A 16,816-nucleotide genomic window follows, 5' to 3' on the forward strand; every position below is an offset into this window, starting at 1 on the left:
TAGCCTCTTTATGACGCATTTTCCATGGCAACGGGACTGCTCCCGTCTAAACTATTGCGAAACCGTCTGTTCTGGGACACACTTACTCACTAAAGAACGATACAGGCAATAACCTTCTTGAACGACGCCCCTCTTAGCCTGCTTTTTAGTATTCTGGCTGTATTAGTAATTCTATCCGGTTTTTTCTCGAGCTCCGAAACAGGGATGATGGCGCTGAATCGCTATCGTCTGAAGCACCTCGTCAAGCAAAAGCACGCTGGCGCTGTTCGCGCTGCCAATTTACTGGCGCGCCCGGATCGATTGATCGGTGTTATTTTGATTGGCAATAATCTGGTCAACAATCTCGCCGCAGCTCTGGCAACCGTAATCGCAATACGACTTTACGGCGAAGGCGCCGTGTTTGCTGCCAGCCTGGTCCTGACGTTAGTGGTACTTATCTTTTCAGAAGTCACTCCAAAGACCATTGCCGCACTCTATCCTGAGAAAATCGCCTTTCCAGCCAGCTTTCTGCTACGGCCACTATTAATACTGTTTTATCCACTGGTGTATCTGGTAAACGGGATATCCAACGGTCTCGCGCGACTGTGCGGTGTCGATCCAGCCAGCACAGGGTTGAGTGAAAAACTTCACCCAGAAGAGCTGCGAACCGCGGTAGACGAGCATGGAGACCTTTTGCCAGAACAACATCAGGGCATGCTGCTCAATGTTCTCGACTTGGAAAAAGCCACGGTCGAAGACATCATGATACCTCGCAACGAAGTTGTCGGTTTAGACATGCAGGATGACATTGCGGATATCCTGTCGCAAATACGCAACTCTAACTACACTCGATTGCCCGTGTACGATGGCGATATCAACAATATCGTTGGTGTACTTCATTTGCGTAACGCTGCGCGCTTTATCTGGGGCGACAACGGTACAGTAACGCACGAGGCCATCCGTCGCTTTACCCGCGAACCCTACTTCATACCTGAAGGCACACCGCTTCACACTCAGCTGCTGCAATTTCAGCAACAAAAGCGGCGTATTGCCATCGTTGTTGACGAGTATGGAGACGTTCAAGGGCTGGTCACCATGGAGGACCTGCTGGAAGAGATCGTCGGTGAATTCACCACGAATCTGGCAGAAGAAGACAGCAGTGAAATTTCTGAGCTGGAACACGGCTGGTACCTGATTGAAGGCGGTACGTCGATTCGCGACATCAATAAGATGCTGGATTGGGAGCTCCCCACTGACGGCCCGAAAACCCTCAACGGCCTGATGCTTGAGCACACAGAAAGCATTCCAGCTGGAAACATCGGCTTTGAAATAGAAAACTATCGCTTTGAAACCGTTGAACTTACGGACAAGATGATTGAATCGGCCAAAGTACGCCGAGTGAACCGGAGCAGCGAATAACTTAACCGGGGCTCGCCGTCGAACGACGGCTCTCTAACTGCTCGAGGATCTGCCTTTTCTCGCCCTCAGTAAAATTAGCCCACCCAGCGATTTCTTCGAGCGTTCGCAAACACCCTTCACAGCGCTGCTGCTCATCGAGGCGGCAGAGCTTAATGCACGGTGATGCAAGAACCCCCGTATTATCCAAACGAGACGACACCAAAACAGATCCGATTTATATCAGCCGAGAGCGCAAAAGAGCTTTTGCGCCCAATAAAGTGGAATCACAAGAATAACAGTCTTCAAGAGGCCTGTTTAGCTCTACCGCTCCAGAGTTTTACAGGTGCGGGATTTTCCTGAGGGATTTTTACCCCCAGAGCTCGACTGAAAAACATACAGAGGATTCGCGCGGTCAGCCCCCAAATCTCATAGCCATTATAATCGTAAGCTGGCGACCATCTATGCCCCAGAGTTCGCTCAAAACAATCGGTTCTGATGCGCTTATCAACAGCAAAGAAGCTCAATGGCACATGAAAAATCGCATCCAGTTCCGCCGGGTTTGGCGTGTAATCGAGATTTCCCGGCACAACGCCAACGACCGGCAATACATCGATACCCCGCCAGGTTTGCAGCACCGGCAAACTGCCGAGCACTTCAACATTGTCCCGAGAGACACCAATTTCTTCTTCCGTCTCACGCAGCGCTGTATCATGAAGCGAGTCATCGCCTCTATCCCACTTACCGCCGGGTAGTGACACCTCACCGCTGTGAGAGGATAAATGAGGAGAGCGTCGCGTGAGGATGACAGAAGGGTGATATTCACGATCAGTGAGCGCCAGGAGGACGGCAGCCTGTCCTTTTTTTCCGGCGGGAACAGACAGCTCGACGTCTGTCTCAAAATGCTGGCGAACCTTACTTAAGGAGATCATTGGCGTGGAAACAATTCCATGTAAGTTGATGAAACCGCGTTATCCAATGTAGCCAAAAGCGCCGTTAGCGTCTACTAACTTCACAGTCGAAATTGCGGGTTATATAACCAATTGATCTAGCCACGTCGCTAGCAATACAAAATGGAAGTTTGATAGACTACTTTTCAATCGATTTGGCGCTTAATTCATTTTTCCTTCAGTAAGAAGGTGCACAGGAGCATGTGTAAAGCAACAACGAAAGGACACCCCAATGAATACAAGCGAAAGAAAAACCGTTGATGAACTTATCGACTTAGCAAAGAATGATCCGGAGGCACTTGAGGCATACCGTCAACAACAGATAGAAGCAGTGATCAACGAAGCGCCTGAGTACATGCGTCAACGCCTTAGAGGTTTGCAATTTACCATTGACGGGCGTCGGCAATTACATAAGAACCCTATAGGTTCCTGTGTTGAAATCTCTAAGATGATGTACGAATCCTTCGGCGAGCTGCAAAGCCTGTTAAACCAAATTACCGGGCAAAGTGCGGCGCAACTGTCCGTTCTGGACAAGCAGGACAACGATCGCCAAACGACCGAAGCCAAGGTATTACCGTTTCCAGGAAAATTCTGACCTTTCACCGCCTTAGACGCTCTTTTGTAGCGCTAAGGCGAATCCTTCGCTGCTTTTTTTTGTCTTGCTGCCTTATAATCAATCATCATTGTGATTGAGGTGGCGAATGAATTTCTGCAGTAAATGCGGCAATACAGTAACTCTACAAATTCCCGACGGCGACGACCGGCATCGGCACGTATGCACCAGTTGCGGCGAGATCCACTACCAGAACCCTCGCATTATCGTTGGCTGCCTCCCCTATTTCGAAGACAAGGTTCTACTCTGCCGACGCGCCATTGAACCACGTCATGGATTATGGACCTTGCCGGCCGGCTTTATGGAAAACGGTGAGAGCGCGGAAGACGGCGCTTTGCGCGAATCTTGGGAAGAAGCCCGAGCTCAGATTTCTCTCGACGGCCTCTATACCCTGTTTAGTCTGCCGCACATTAATCAGGTCTATATGCTGTTTAAAGGCAAGCTCAACAACACAGATTTTGGACCGGGAATCGAGTCCCTAGAGGTCGCCCTCTTTAAAGAAGAAGAAATTCCCTGGCAGCAACTGGCTTTTCGCGTAATGGGTAGAACACTCGAGCACTATTTTGCCGATCGGGAGAAAAACCACTTTCACATGCGCAGTGAAACTCTGGAAGGCAGTCGTCCCCCCGGATTAATGTGATCACTCCACATCCTCTACATCGACAACCTCAGCCAGATCAAACGCGGGCTCCTCATAGGGATGAGCCTCGCGCAGCGCCTTAATAACGTCGGCCGCACAGGCGTTATCGCACACCATTTCAACTCGGTACTCTACGACGACCTCAAGCTGATCCTGGCCGCCGAGAAATGGCTGACTTCCTGACAGAGGTCGAAACTGACCCTGCCCAGCCACCTGCCAGCAACATTTATCATAATTCCCAATTCGCCCTGCGCCAGCGGCAAACAAGGCTTCTTTGACGGGCTCAAGGTGAGCCTCGGGAATATAGACACACAGTTTTTTCATAGGCCTATTGATCCAGGGCTCTCACTGAAATCACATGCTCAACCTCTTTAATTGACGCGAGGATATGGGTGGCAGGCGGCTCTTGCAGGTCCAGAATATTGTAAGCAACATTGCCGCGGCTTTTATTCATCATATCGAGCACATTGATTTCGTTAGCGGTAAAAATGGAGAGCACATTACCTAACACGCCTGACACGTTTTCATTACAGAAGGTGATTCTATACCCCTCCCCCCTCGGAAACTGAATATTGGGATAGTTGACTGAATTGGCTATATTGCCATTTTCCAAAAAATCCATCAGTTGATTGACGGCCATTACCGCACAGTTGTCCTCAGCCTCACTGGTGCTGGCACCAATGTGTGGCATCGCGATAACGCCTGGACATCCAAGGAGATTCGGCTCTGGGAAGTCACAAATATAATGGCTGAGCCGACCATGATTCAGAGATGCGGCCACCGCTTCTGCGTCCACGATCTGATCTCGAGCAAAATTGAGCAACGTCGCACCCGGCTTGGCGGCCTCGAGGGCTTCTCGATTGATCATATGGTGAGTTGCAGCAATCGCCGGAACATGCAGAGTTACAAAATCCGCGTCAGCAAGCAGCGCTGGTAAGCTTTCCATCCGACGCACCTGACTGGGAAGGCGCCAAGCTGCTTCTACTGAAAGTGCAGGATCAAATCCCAACACCTCCATACCAAGTGCCAGCGCCGTTTCCGCAACCATAGACCCGATCGCCCCGAGTCCTACCACGCCAAGGGATCGCCCCTTGAGTTCCCGCCCGGCAAAGCGTTTCTTTTCTTTCTCCAACAACGCAGACATAGCACCAGCATCGGCCATATCGGTGAGGCTTTGTGCGTAACGAATACCACCAATGATGTCACGAGACCCCAATAGTAAGCCGGCAAGCACCAGCTCTTTCACTGCATTCGCATTGGCACCAGGAGTATTAAAAACCACGATTCCAGCTTGTGTACACGTATCAACTGGAATGTTATTGACACCGGCTCCTGCTCGAGCGATAGCCTTGAGCTCAACGGGAAATTTCTCCCCATGCAGTTTGTGGCTGCGCAACAAATAACCGTCGGCGCCACTGGTGTCGCTACTGATCTGATAGCGCGACCCATTAAATCTTTCCAAACCTCGGGAGGATATCGCGTTGAAAGTTTTTATCTTATACATACCGATCTCTCCGAATAGGGTGCCACCAAACCATCGGTCGGCGACACAGAGCTGCAGATATTAAGAATGAGTAACTTCGTGATACGCCCAGCTCAACCATGGTAATAACGCTTCTAGATCTTTGGTTTCGACCGTCGCGCCCCCCCAAAGCCGCAATCCTGCAGGTGCGTCACGATAAGCGCCAATATCAAAGGCAACGGCCTCTGCTTCCAGCAGTTTTACCATCTGCTTGACCTGCTCCGGCGATGCACTCAACGTAAAACAGATACTGGTGTTAGAACGGAGCTCTGGGTCCGAGGCCAGAAATTCAATCCAATCATTCTCAGCCACAAAGGCTTCAAGGACCTTAAGATTGGCCTGAGAGCGCTCGATAGCCGCAGATACACCGCCTAGCGTTTCGATCCAGCTCAGCGCATCCAAATAGTCAACCACGCACAACATTGATGGCGTGTTGATGGTCGCTCCCTGAAAAATACCCTCAATAAGTTTGCCGTTTTTCGTCATACGGAAAATTTTGGGCAGAGGCCAAGGCGGCGTATAAGTCTCCAGACGTTCGACAGCTCTCGGGCTCAAAATCAGCATCCCATGGGCACCTTCCCCACCCAGAACTTTCTGCCAGGAAAATGTCACAACATCTAACTTTTCCCAAGGTAACGCCATCGCAAAAACGGCCGACGTAGCATCGCAAATGGTCAACCCAGTTCGGTCATCGGCAATCCAATCGGCATTCGGCACGCGGACACCGGAGGTGGTGCCATTCCAGGTGAAAACCACGTCGTGATTTGCGTTCACCTCGGTCAGATCAGGCAAGCTACCGTAATCTGCGGTCAACGAGCGAACATTGTCCAACTTGAGTTGCTTGGTAATATCCGAGTACCAGCCGCTGCCAAAGGATTCCCAATGCACGACATCAACTGGTTTGGGACCAAGCAGCGACCACAGCGCCATTTCCACCGCGCCGGTATCGGATGCGGGCACAACCCCCACCCGATACCCTTCTGGTAAACCCAAAAGTTCCGCGGTACGAGTGCACGCTTGCTGCAAAAGCTCCTTTCCGAGCGAAGAACGATGAGATCGGCCTAAAATCCGAGTGTCCAACCCTCCCACGTTGTATCCAGGTCGCTTACTGCAGGGGCCGGAAGAAAAATTGGGATTGCTCGGTCTGATCTCTGGCTTGTTCATCAACATATTCCGCGTGTTATCGGCTCTGGCAACAGGAAAGGTGCCAACCGGAGAAGAATCAAACGCCGCTCTGCGCATTGCAGTCACAGCGAGAATTTCGGGGCGCAGATTATCGCAGATTTGAAAACGCCGTGGCAGGGATTTTCACGGCAAATTTTATTGTCTATAGGAAATAAAACCCCTTTGCCCAAGTGCAAAAGCCACCTGTAGCAAAGGGCAATCGCTTTAATGGCAATGCGTCATTAAACAGTCTGGTATGCCGGCAACCGGTCTAAATATTTATCGAGGGATATGGGGTAATGTCGGACCCGCATCCCAGTCGCATTGTAGATCGCGTTGGCAACAGCAGCCCCCACGCCACACAGTCCCAATTCGCCAACGCCCTTTGCCTTCATGGGCGACGAATAGGGATCAACATCATCCAAAAACACGACTTCTTGGTGGGGAATATCCCCATGCACGGGTACTTCGTAACCAGCCAGGTCGTGATTGACGAAGTATCCAAGCCTTGGATCGACAGCAAGCTCCTCCATCAATGCGCCGCCTACGCCCATGGTCATGGCGCCAATCACTTGGCTGCGTGCCGACATGGGATTGAGAATTCGGCCTGCATCACAAACCGCCAGCATACGACGTATACGGGTCTCCCCAGTGAATTGGTTAACCGCTACTTCGACAAAGTGACTGCCAAACGTTGACTGCTGGTGAGAGTCCTCCACGTTCGCGTAATCGATGCCCTCTTCGGCTATCAGTTCCCCATCCGCCAGAGCTGATGTGATGGCATGCTTTTCGTCGCCAGTGATGACCTGCCCATCCTGAAACATGGCGGCGTTGCCATCCATTCCCAAGCGCTCGCCAATCTGCTGGCGCAATGTAACACAAGCCGCATAGACGCCTGCCGTAGAACTGTTGCCTCCCCACTGCCCTCCGGATCCCGCCGATACAGGAAAATCAGAATCACCCAAGCGAACATCTATCTGCTCAAGGGGAAGTCCGAGCATTTCCGCCGCTGTTTGAGCGATGATCGTATAACTGCCGGTTCCTATATCGGTCATATCCGTTTCGACAATAAGCTGTCCGGAGGTTTGCAGACGAACTCTCGCAGCCGATGCCATCAGCATATTGTTACGGAACGCGGCCGCCATGCCCATGCCGAGTAACCAATGTCCATCTCGTCGCTGCGCAGGCTTTGGTGACCGGTTAGACCAACCGAAACGCTCGGCCCCTTCGCGAAAACAGAGAACAAAATTACGACGCGAATATGGGCGTTCCGGATTGAGTGGATCGACCTGGGTGTCATTGACAATACGAAGCTGCACAGGATCCATGGCCAGTTCCTCAGCAAGCTCATCCATTGCCATTTCAAATGCCATTAAACCAGGCGCCTCACCAGGTGCACGCATGGCATTGCCCTCCGGCAAGTCGAGAACCGCAAGACGATTGCGAATCAAACGCGACTGACTGGCGTACATCAGTGCGGTTTGTTGTGTTGCCTGCTCCAACCCACCACCCGGCAAATCTCCCGAGCAATTGTCGTGACCGATCGCGAGCAACTTTCCTTCGCGATCAGCCGCCAGACGGATTCTCTGAATGGTCGCCGGCCGATGGGTCGTGTTATTCATGAGCTGCGGACGCGTCAAGGTCACTTTGACAGGACGCTGTACAACCTGAGCAGCGAGTGCCGCTAAAATAACGTCGGCACGAATAAACAGTTTGACACCAAAACCACCGCCAATATAAGGCGACACAACGCGAACTTGATCAGCGGACAGACCAAGCGTCGTCGCGATATCCGTTTTCGCCCACTCAATCATTTGGTTTGAAGTCCAGACTGTTAGCTTACCCCCATCCCAGGCGGCCATAGTCGCGTGAGGCTCCATCATGGCGTGGCTCTGGTCTGGCGTATGGTAGGTGTGATCAATTTTCACCGGCGCACGATCAAATGCGCGTGTAAAATCACCGTCTTCTATATCTGGTGTATTTTCCGTTACTTCGACAGCGCCCACCTCTTTTTGCACCACCAGATCGAAATTCCCCTCTGCACGTTCGTAGTTAACCCGCACGAGAGATGCTGCCGCCCGGGCTTGTTCGAAAGTCGCAGCGACCACGATTGCAATGGCCTGATGAAAATGTTGAACCTCTGGGCCGCCCAGCAACTTCGCTGTATTCCGCTTGGCGATCTCAAGTGTCTTAACGTCGCGAGCCGATATAATATCGATCACACCAGGCATAGCCTTCGCCGCAGCCAAATCCATGGACCGAATACGCCCCTTTGGAATGGTTGCACCAACGATAAAACCAACCGCTGGATTAGAAAAAATATCGTGACGCTCATAAGCGTATTTAGCACTGCCCGTCGTTTTTAAAGGGCCGTCAATCCGCTTGGTAGACTTGCCGATAAACCGTTCCTGGTCGATGGGATTGGATTGCGCGGGCGAATCATATTTCATGCTTGCTCTCCTCATCAACTTTTGCCAGGACACTGTCAAAGGTTCGCTTCGCCAGCTCAATTTTAAATTGATTTTGCTCAGTCGGTTGCGCCTTCTCAAAAAGCGCATCGATTACCGCCTGTGGACCTTCCGCCCACTTGCGCTCCGCCTCTTCCCGGCGCCAGGGTTTCGGCGCAACGCCCCCCAGGGCGATACGCCCTTGGCCATTCTCATCTATGACAACGGCGGCGGACACCAGAGCAAAAGCGTAAGAGGCTCGGTCTCGAACCTTATGATAAAAATGACGGCCGCCAATTGGCGGCGGTAATATGACGGAGGTAATCAATTCTCCTTTCGACAAACTCGTGTCAATTTCAGGCCTGTCTTCGGGAAGTCGGTGAAAATCAGCGATTGGGATTCTGCGAACTTGTCCCTTGTCATTCATGGTTTCTGCGACAGCATCTAGGACTCGCATTGCAACCGCCATATCGCTGGGATGGGTCGCTATACAATGGTCACTGCCACCAACGACAGCCAATTGTCGGCTGTAACCCTTCTGCGCCGAGCAACCACTTCCCGGAAGGCGTTTATTGCAAGGCTGAGCGGTATCGTAAAAATAGGGACAGCGCGTTCGCTGTAATAAATTTCCGGCTGTGGTTGCTTTATTACGCAGCTGGCCAGATGCACCGGCGAGAAGCGCTCGTGACAATACCGGATAGTCACGGCGTATTCGAGAGTCCGCCGCAAGCCTGGTGTTGCTGACGAGAGCCCCAATCTTTAGTCCACCGTTACCCTCTTCGGAGATATCATTCAATTCAAGCTGATTGACGTCAACCAAATGCTGTGGCGTTTCTACCTGTAGCTTCATCAAATCAAGAAGGTTGGTGCCACCGGCAATAAATTGGCTATTCGGTTTCTGAATCTCTCTGGCAGCTTCTGCCAGAGAACTTACACGCTGGTAGGTAAAGGCTTTCATACAGACTTCTCCGCCGCATCGACAATTGCTTCCACAATGTTTGAATAAGCACCACAACGACAGATGTTGCCACTCATACGCTCTCGGATTTCATCGGTAGACAATGACATTTGCGCGGACAGATCATCAGTCACATGGCTGGGAATGTCATCTTCGATCTCTTTAATCACCGCGACGGCGGAGCAAATTTGGCCGGGCGTACAATAACCGCACTGATAGCCATCGTGTTCAATGAAAGATGCTTGCATTGGGTGTAGAGATTCTGCCGATCCCAACCCCTCGATGGTCGTCACTTGGTCGCCGTCATGCATAACGGCAAGTGACAGACAGGCGTTTATTCGCTCACCATTGACCAGAACAGTACAAGCGCCGCATTGGCCATGATCACAGCCTTTTTTTATTCCTGTCAGTTTCAAGTTTTCACGCAAGGCGTCCAACAGCGTTGTACGGTTATCGACCTGCAACTGCTTACGCGAGCCGTTTACAATGAAAGACACCTCCGATTCGTGGATCTGCTTTTCCGCTTCCTCCGTCGCGGCGTAAGCGCCGGACGGTAAAAGACTCGCCGCGGCAGATACTGATCCGGCATTGAGTAATTACCGCCTGGATATTTCAAACGGTCGCTTGTTGCTCATATTTCTCCCCCATTGCGAAACCCTGCCGAAAAGCTCGGCAGACAGTTGCTGTCACACCAAAAACGTTACCTCGTGAAGCTAGACTTACGCCATTGGGATGAGTTGGGATCTTTGCGACGCCACCCCGTTGCTATCAACAAGGAACCCGGAAAAACGTAAAAAACACGCCGCCAGCCCCGATATATATGGCGTAACACCCAATATTCAGCGCTCCACCAACGGTTGGACTAAGTCCTATGAACAGAATTCATAAATCCAATACCCTCCACACACGTTTCCAGAAAGCAGCAAATCAGAGCAGAAATGCTTCCGTCATTTTTCTGTAACACTGTCGTAAAAAGCCTGTCACATTTTCCAAGGAAAATGTCGCGTCAAACAATTTGGACACCCCTGACATAGGAATTCGTCAGCTAAGTCACCGCTTACTGAGACCAATTTTGGTGGAATTCAACGTGCAATCAACAGCATACTGCAAGTTGTTGTTATCATTGCAGCGTATGTCTTTTGGGTGTCCTTTCACTTTTGTCGGTGTTTCAGGGACATTCTATGAAGTTCACCCCCAAGTCTCTCGCTGTGGCGATAGCGATGATTTCCCAGTCCTCTTGGGCTGCTGATACCTATCTCAGAGTATTCTACGATTCACAACCTGTCGTGGGTGTCGAAGTCAGTCTAGACGGGCAGCGTCTGGGCGCGACGGATAATGCGGGCGGCATCGCCGGTGAAATCACCGCTGGAGCGCACACGTTAGAATTGACTCGCGGTGGCGAATTACTCACCAGCGTCACCTATCGAACAGCGGGCAATGAAGACGCGGAAATCCGAGTGAGTTTCTCCTCGGCCGAAGAAAAGCCGGAAGTCGAGGTGAATAAGTACGCCGCTGGCGATACGTCGGTCAATGGCGTTATTTCAGGAATGGTGACCGACGCAGCCGGCAACGAACTGAGCGACGCCAGTATTTCGGTGGAAGACTCAGATGCGACAGCCACCTCTGGCGCCAACGGTGCCTTCCGGCTTGAATTACCGCGCGGGGAATACCGCTTAACCATCAGCCACCCCGGCTACCAAAGTCAGGAGTTGAACAACGTACGCGTGATCGGCAATACGGGTATTGCCACCTCTGTCACGCTGCAGCCTCTCGCCTCTGAAAACACGGCAGATGGCGGCGTAGAGCCCCCTGCAACACTTGAAGAAATGGTGGTTCTGGGCACATTTAACCCCATGGATTCCAGTGCCGGAATCGAACGTTTTTCTACTACAGTGACCGATGCTCTGGACATCGGTCAGCTGGAACGCTTCGGAGACAGCACCGCCGCTGCTGCTCTAACCCGCATCGTCGGCGTTAGTATTGCCGAAGGTAAATATGCCAATGTTCGCGGATTGGATGGACGCTACATTTCCAGCAGTTTGAACGGACTGGTCATGCCATCGACCGATCCAATGCGTCGCGATGTGCAGCTCGACCTCTTCCCCTCCAATATTTTGGAAGGTGTCGAGATTCAGAAATCTTACTCGCCGGAATTACTGGGTACCACCACAGGTGGTAGCGTCAAAATGCAGACCCGTGGTCTGCCCGATGAAAAAGTTAATTCGCTGTCACTCTCGACCGGTTACACCACAGACGTTACCGGTGAAGACATCATCACCTATGAAGAGAGCTCTGGCCAATGGTATGGCTATGACGCTGGCTTGCGCGATCTGCCCAAAGGGGTGGTTTCCGCAACGGACGGTGGCCGCAGTCTGACCATTTGTGATCCTGCTGTCGATCCGGATCGCTGTACGTCCCCGCTAACCGCCGCCTCTTACGGTGTGCAATTTCAGGACGATTACAACCTGGATGATAAAACCGCCCTGCCTGACTTTAGCGGATCCTACAGCTATGGTGATCGCGTCGAACTGGACGGTGGCGACATTGGTTACTACGGTGCTTTGAGCTTCAAGAGCGAAACCGAAGACCGCATCGATGCGACACTAAACGACCCACAAGATACCGTCGGTGAGTATGCTCGCAGCAAAGAAGAAGTAAATTTGAGCGGCTATTTTGTAACGGGTTATCAATTCCGTGACGCTGACGAAATCCTCAGTAAAACCATTTTCCTTCGCTCCAGTGACAACACCACTCGCTGGGAATACGGTACCGATAACGAAGGCAGCCAAGTCGAAGAAGTCATTCTGCAATGGGTAGAACGCCAGTTTATTTCCCAACAGTTTTCCGGAACACACCTGCTGCCATTTTTTGGCGGCGATCACCAAATCGATTGGCGCGCGGGCTACTCAGAAACTGAGCGTACAGAACCCGATCGCAGAACTTACACCTACCTAAACGGCAACTTGTCCACGTCAGCGCTGGAGCGCCGCTGGTCTGATTTAAACGAAGACAGTATTGATATCGGCGTCGATTACACCATGCCGTTAGAAATTTCTGACAACCTGTTTATGGAAACCAAATTCGGCCTTCTGTATTCCGATAAGTCTCGAGAAGTAGATCTCTATCGCTTCAGCATTCAACCCGGTGATAACAGTGACGAAATCAGCTTCAGCGACAGTGAAAATTTGGAAGACATTCTGTCGTACCAAAACTTCGCCCTGGATCGTGTGAGACTCAGAGCAACCACCACCGATACTGACTCCTACGAAGCCGATGAAGAAATCACTGCGGCCTATTTCTCCAGCACCCTGGATGTTGGCGAAGACTGGACCGTTATGCTCGGTGCCCGTCAGGAAAAATTTGAGCAGTCCTTAAGCTACCCGAACGAAGGCGGAAGTTCCAACGACCTGGATTCCGACGAGCTGCTTCCAGCACTCGCCGTTACCTGGCGGTTTAACGAAGAAATCCAATTCCGTGGTGGCTTCAGCCAGACGGTTTCTTACCCAGGTATTATCGAGCGGTCTGAATCTCTCTCTTACGATCCTGAAACCGACGATCCTATTTTCGGCAACCCGGATTTACAAGTTTCGACCATCGATAACTTCGACCTGCGCGCTGAATACTACTTTTCTGATACAGAAAGTGTCTCGATTGCCTACTTTATCAAAGACATCGACTCCCCCATCGAACGAGCGGTTCCCGATGGTTCTGGTTCTGCTGCAGACGGTATCACTTTCCGTAATGCCGAAAGCGCCGATATCAGTGGTATAGAAATCGATGTAAACAAAAACGTCCTCGACACCGATAACTTCCTTGGTTTCATCGGCGGCAACGTGTCCTTTATTGAATCTGAAGTCGATCTGGATGCGGATTCAATTCGACTCGAGGGTGAAGACGACATCGGTCGCGACCTCCAGGGACAATCGCCCAAACTGGCCAACCTGCAATTTGGACTCGATCACTACCCCACCGGTCAGAAATTCACACTGCTGATGAACTATTACGACGACCGCATTTATCGTGTTACCCGCGGTGCCAACAATGGTCCGGAATACGAGAAAGGCCGCATCGTGGTGGATTTTAATTACGAAATCACTCCGTTCGAAGACTTAACCATCAAAGCTCAAATCCAGAACCTGTTTGATGAGCCTGTGGAATGGGAACAGAACGGACGCATCATCGAAAGCTATGACGAAGGGATTTCTTTCTCTATCGGCGCCAGCTACGACTTCTAAAACTTTTTTTCAGGACGTCACAACAACCAGCGACACCGGAGTGTGTCGCGCCCCTCATAATTTTTACTAACCACCTTTCCATCGTGGAGTTAACTCAGGAAGGCACTATGAACCACAACAAACTTTTTATCGCCATGCTGGCGGCAACAGCTGTACTGACAGCTGGCTGTAACAGCGGAGACGAAGGCGACGATGTTAACATCAACATCGAACAGACGACCGATGACACAGGCACCGACGGTGGGGATGACGGCGGTTCCACAGGTGGTACTGGCAATCTGGTAGAAGCGGATTTTGTCAGCTATAACGAAGCGGGCACCATCGGCACCATCACTGGCACCATCAACGAAGACTTCACGTTTACCAGTGGTCTCGAATGGCGCCTGGACGGTACCGTTCTGGTTGGCACCGGTAACGAGCAAGTCAGCTCTGCCGCCGATGTGCAGGCTGTTAAAGACGCCGGCGTTGTTCTAACCATCGAAGCAGGTACCAATGTGCGTGCGTTCGATGATGGCGCGTTGATTGTAACCCGCGGTTCGCAAATTATTGCCGACGGCACGGCAGCATCGCCAATTACCTTCAGCAGTGTTGCCGATGACGACTACGATGGTCTCGGTGAATGGGGCGGCATCATCGTTCAGGGCTTTGCACCCCAATACGGCCAAGGCGGTACTGGCGCCTGTTATGGAGCCAATACCTGGTGTAACGTCGAGGGCGAAGGCGGTACAGAAGTGGCTGTCTACGGCGGAAACGAGCCCGACGATAACAGCGGTATTCTGCGCTATGTTCGTATCGCTGAAGGCGGTCTGGTCGCCGGTCCGAACAACGAGATTAACGGCCTGACCCTGCAGGGCGTCGGTTACGGCACCACCATTGATTACATTCAGGTTCACAACAACCTGGACGATGGTGTTGAGTGGTTCGGTGGAACCGTCGACGTCAAGCACTTGGTTTTAACCGGCAATGACGACGACGACATCGATTTTGATGAAGGCTATCAAGGTAACATTCAATACGCCATCATCGAAAAGAACCAGGACAAAGACGCACCGGAAGGCAGTAACGATCCGCGCGGTATCGAAGCCAACTCTTCTGACGAAGACTACACCGCAGAAACCAATGCTGTTCTGGCTAACGTCACACTGGTTGGTGGCGCCATGAACAACAACGATGCGTCAGCCGAGGGTGCTCAACCAGGTTACCGTCTGCGCGGCGGATTGACGGTAAGCATTTACAACTCTTCCATCGATAACTTCGACTCCGGCTGTATTCGCATTGACGACGCTGACACCAACGGCGACAGTACTGCCGATGTCATGTCCAATGTGACCCTGACCAACATCCTGAATGATTGTGCTGGCGGTATCTACACCCACGAAACCGCGGACACAGAAGTTAATGTCATCGAAGCGTCTTTGAGCTACAGCGGCACTTACGCCATCAATGAATCTGAAGCCGTTCTGGCGTCTGCACCGGCGATCGTCGCGGCAAACACAGGTTCTGGTTTCGTATTCGATCAAACCGCGTATGTAGGTGCTGTTGATCCGGCCGCAACCAGCGGTTGGTGGGAAGGCTGGATCATTCCAGGCTCTCTGGCGAGCGCCACCCCCAACACGGATGTGAGTTTCGTCACTTGTGACACAGGCTTAACCACTTGTACATTGGCTGGCACTATCGACGAAGACTATCGCCTGACCGCCGGTGTTGAATGGCGTCTGGATGGTGAAGTCATTGTCGGAACGGGCAATGCCGAAGTAACCAGCGATGCTGATGTGGCAACGATCATCGCTAATGGAGTGACTCTGACCATCGATCCCGGCGTTGAAGTTCGCGCCTTCGACGACGGCTCTTTGATCGTAACCCGTGGCTCTAAACTGGAAGCTCAAGGCACACCAGCCAGCCCGATCACCTTCTCAAGTCTTGCTGACGACAACTACGACGGCGAAGGCGAATGGGGTGGCGTTATCATTCAGGGCTTTGCACCTCAGTATGGCCAAGGCGGCACCGGAGTTTGCTACGGCGCAGGCACTGTCTGTAACGTTGTTGGTGAAGGCGGCACAGTTGTCGGCAATTACGGCGGTAACCTACCCGCTGACGACAGTGGTTCTCTGCGCTATGTCCGTATCGCTGAAGGCGGTCTGGTTGCCGGTCCAAACAATGAAATCAATGGCCTGACATTACAGGGTGTTGGTTACGGCACGACGCTCGAATACATTCAGGTTCACAGCAATCTGGACGACGGTGTTGAGTGGTTTGGTGGCACAGTTAACGCGAAGTACTTGGTTCTGACGGGTAACGACGATGACGACATCGATTACGATGAAGGTTATCAGGGTAATATTCAGTACGCGATTATTCGTAAGAATCAAACCAAATCGGCACCTACTGGCAGTAACGATCCTCGCGGTATTGAAGCCAACTCTTCCGATGAAGATTATACGCCTCAAACAAACGCAGCTATCGCCAACGTACTGTTGATCGGCAGCACCGTTACAGCCGCCGAACCAGGTATGCGCCTACGTGGTGCGTTGACCACCAGCATCTACAATACCGCTCTGACCGGCTGGGATACTGGCTGTGTCCGCATCGACGACGCCGACACAGACGGCGCTGGCACCATGGCGATGTCTGACGTAACTCTGGTTAACGTGCTCGGTGATTGTGCCGGTGGCTTCTACACGCACGAAACCGCTGACAGTGAAACCAATGCGGTTGCGGCGACGGTTACTATAGACAGCGCCTACGCACTGACTGACGCTGGCGCAACCGTAACGGCTCCGACCATTACGCCTGTTGCCAATGGTTCTGGCTTCACCTTTGACGCCACTACCTATGTTGGAGCAGTTGCCCCAGGTACTGCAGCCGCAGACGCCTGGTGGTCTGGTTGGATTCTGGAAGGAACGCTCGATTAAT

12 protein-coding genes and 1 pseudogene are annotated in these 16,816 nt (G+C 51.9%); 5 read left to right on the top strand and 8 right to left on the bottom strand.

All coding sequences use genetic code 11. From position 1 onward, the window contains the following. Nucleotides 1–117: 117 nt before the first annotated feature. On the top strand, nt 118–1,398 hold the full coding sequence (locus ACXAFR_RS02510; RefSeq protein ID WP_475171603.1) for an HlyC/CorC family transporter: 1,281 nt from the start codon (nt 118–120) through the stop codon (nt 1,396–1,398). Nucleotide 1,399: 1 nt separating this feature from the next. Here ACXAFR_RS02510 and ACXAFR_RS02515 read toward each other — a convergent pair whose 3' ends face one another. Together ACXAFR_RS02515 and ACXAFR_RS02520 are read right to left on the bottom strand one after the other, a co-directional pair. After that, nucleotides 1,400–1,597 carry a DUF1289 domain-containing protein gene (locus ACXAFR_RS02515; RefSeq protein ID WP_475171604.1) on the bottom strand — a complete coding sequence of 66 codons (198 nt, stop codon included), beginning with the start codon at nt 1,595–1,597 and terminating at the stop codon, nt 1,400–1,402. An 82-nt stretch (nt 1,598–1,679) separates the two neighbouring features. Beyond that, entirely contained in the window at nt 1,680–2,306 is a 627-nt protein-coding gene (locus ACXAFR_RS02520) for an NUDIX hydrolase (RefSeq protein ID WP_475171606.1), read from the bottom strand. Between the two features lie 250 nt (nt 2,307–2,556). Between ACXAFR_RS02520 and ACXAFR_RS02525 the strand changes: the two genes are divergently transcribed. Both ACXAFR_RS02525 and ACXAFR_RS02530 read left to right on the top strand, forming a co-directional pair. Further along, on the top strand, nt 2,557–2,919 hold the full coding sequence (locus ACXAFR_RS02525; RefSeq protein WP_475171608.1) for a DUF3135 domain-containing protein: 363 nt from the start codon (nt 2,557–2,559) through the stop codon (nt 2,917–2,919). A gap of 106 nt (nt 2,920–3,025) precedes the next feature. Continuing rightward, a complete protein-coding gene (locus tag ACXAFR_RS02530; RefSeq protein WP_475171609.1) occupies nt 3,026–3,577 on the top strand; it encodes an NUDIX hydrolase in 552 nt (183 codons plus the stop codon). On the opposite strand, the gene ACXAFR_RS02535 is transcribed toward ACXAFR_RS02530, so the two are convergent. From ACXAFR_RS02535 to paoA, 6 genes and pseudogenes are all read right to left on the bottom strand, one after another. Beyond that, nucleotides 3,578–3,901, bottom strand: a complete 324-nt coding sequence (locus ACXAFR_RS02535; RefSeq protein WP_475171611.1) for a YqfO family protein — start codon at nt 3,899–3,901, stop codon at nt 3,578–3,580. A 4-nt stretch (nt 3,902–3,905) separates the two neighbouring features. Continuing rightward, nucleotides 3,906–5,081, bottom strand: a complete 1,176-nt coding sequence (locus tag ACXAFR_RS02540) for a 3-phosphoglycerate dehydrogenase family protein (RefSeq protein ID WP_475171612.1) — start codon at nt 5,079–5,081, stop codon at nt 3,906–3,908. Nucleotides 5,082–5,141: 60 nt separating this feature from the next. After that, nucleotides 5,142–6,263: a phosphoserine transaminase gene (locus ACXAFR_RS02545; RefSeq protein ID WP_475171882.1), complete on the bottom strand. Its 1,122-nt coding sequence runs from the start codon at nt 6,261–6,263 to the stop codon at nt 5,142–5,144. Between the two features lie 242 nt (nt 6,264–6,505). Then, nucleotides 6,506–8,713: an aldehyde oxidoreductase molybdenum-binding subunit PaoC gene (gene paoC / locus ACXAFR_RS02550; protein WP_475171613.1), complete on the bottom strand. Its 2,208-nt coding sequence runs from the start codon at nt 8,711–8,713 to the stop codon at nt 6,506–6,508. After that, entirely contained in the window at nt 8,703–9,668 is a 966-nt protein-coding gene (locus tag ACXAFR_RS02555; protein WP_475171615.1) for an FAD binding domain-containing protein, read from the bottom strand. The genes paoC and ACXAFR_RS02555 overlap by 11 nt, the downstream gene beginning before the upstream one ends. Continuing rightward, nucleotides 9,665–10,243: pseudogene (gene paoA, locus ACXAFR_RS02560) on the bottom strand (aldehyde dehydrogenase iron-sulfur subunit PaoA); the annotation flags it as partial. The gene ACXAFR_RS02555 and the pseudogene paoA, both read right to left, overlap by 4 nt. Before the next feature lie 606 nt (nt 10,244–10,849). On the opposite strand from paoA, the gene ACXAFR_RS02565 reads away from it, so the two are divergent. After that, nucleotides 10,850–13,903 carry a TonB-dependent receptor gene (locus ACXAFR_RS02565; protein WP_475171616.1) on the top strand — a complete coding sequence of 1,018 codons (3,054 nt, stop codon included), beginning with the start codon at nt 10,850–10,852 and terminating at the stop codon, nt 13,901–13,903. A 107-nt stretch (nt 13,904–14,010) separates the two neighbouring features. Next, nucleotides 14,011–16,815 (top strand): hypothetical protein, encoded by a 2,805-nt coding sequence (locus tag ACXAFR_RS02570; RefSeq protein ID WP_475171618.1) that lies wholly within the window; start codon nt 14,011–14,013, stop codon nt 16,813–16,815. The last annotated feature ends 1 nt before the right edge of the window (nt 16,816 follow it).

It is taken from the genome of Pseudomaricurvus sp. ABR4_320, assembly GCF_056159445.1.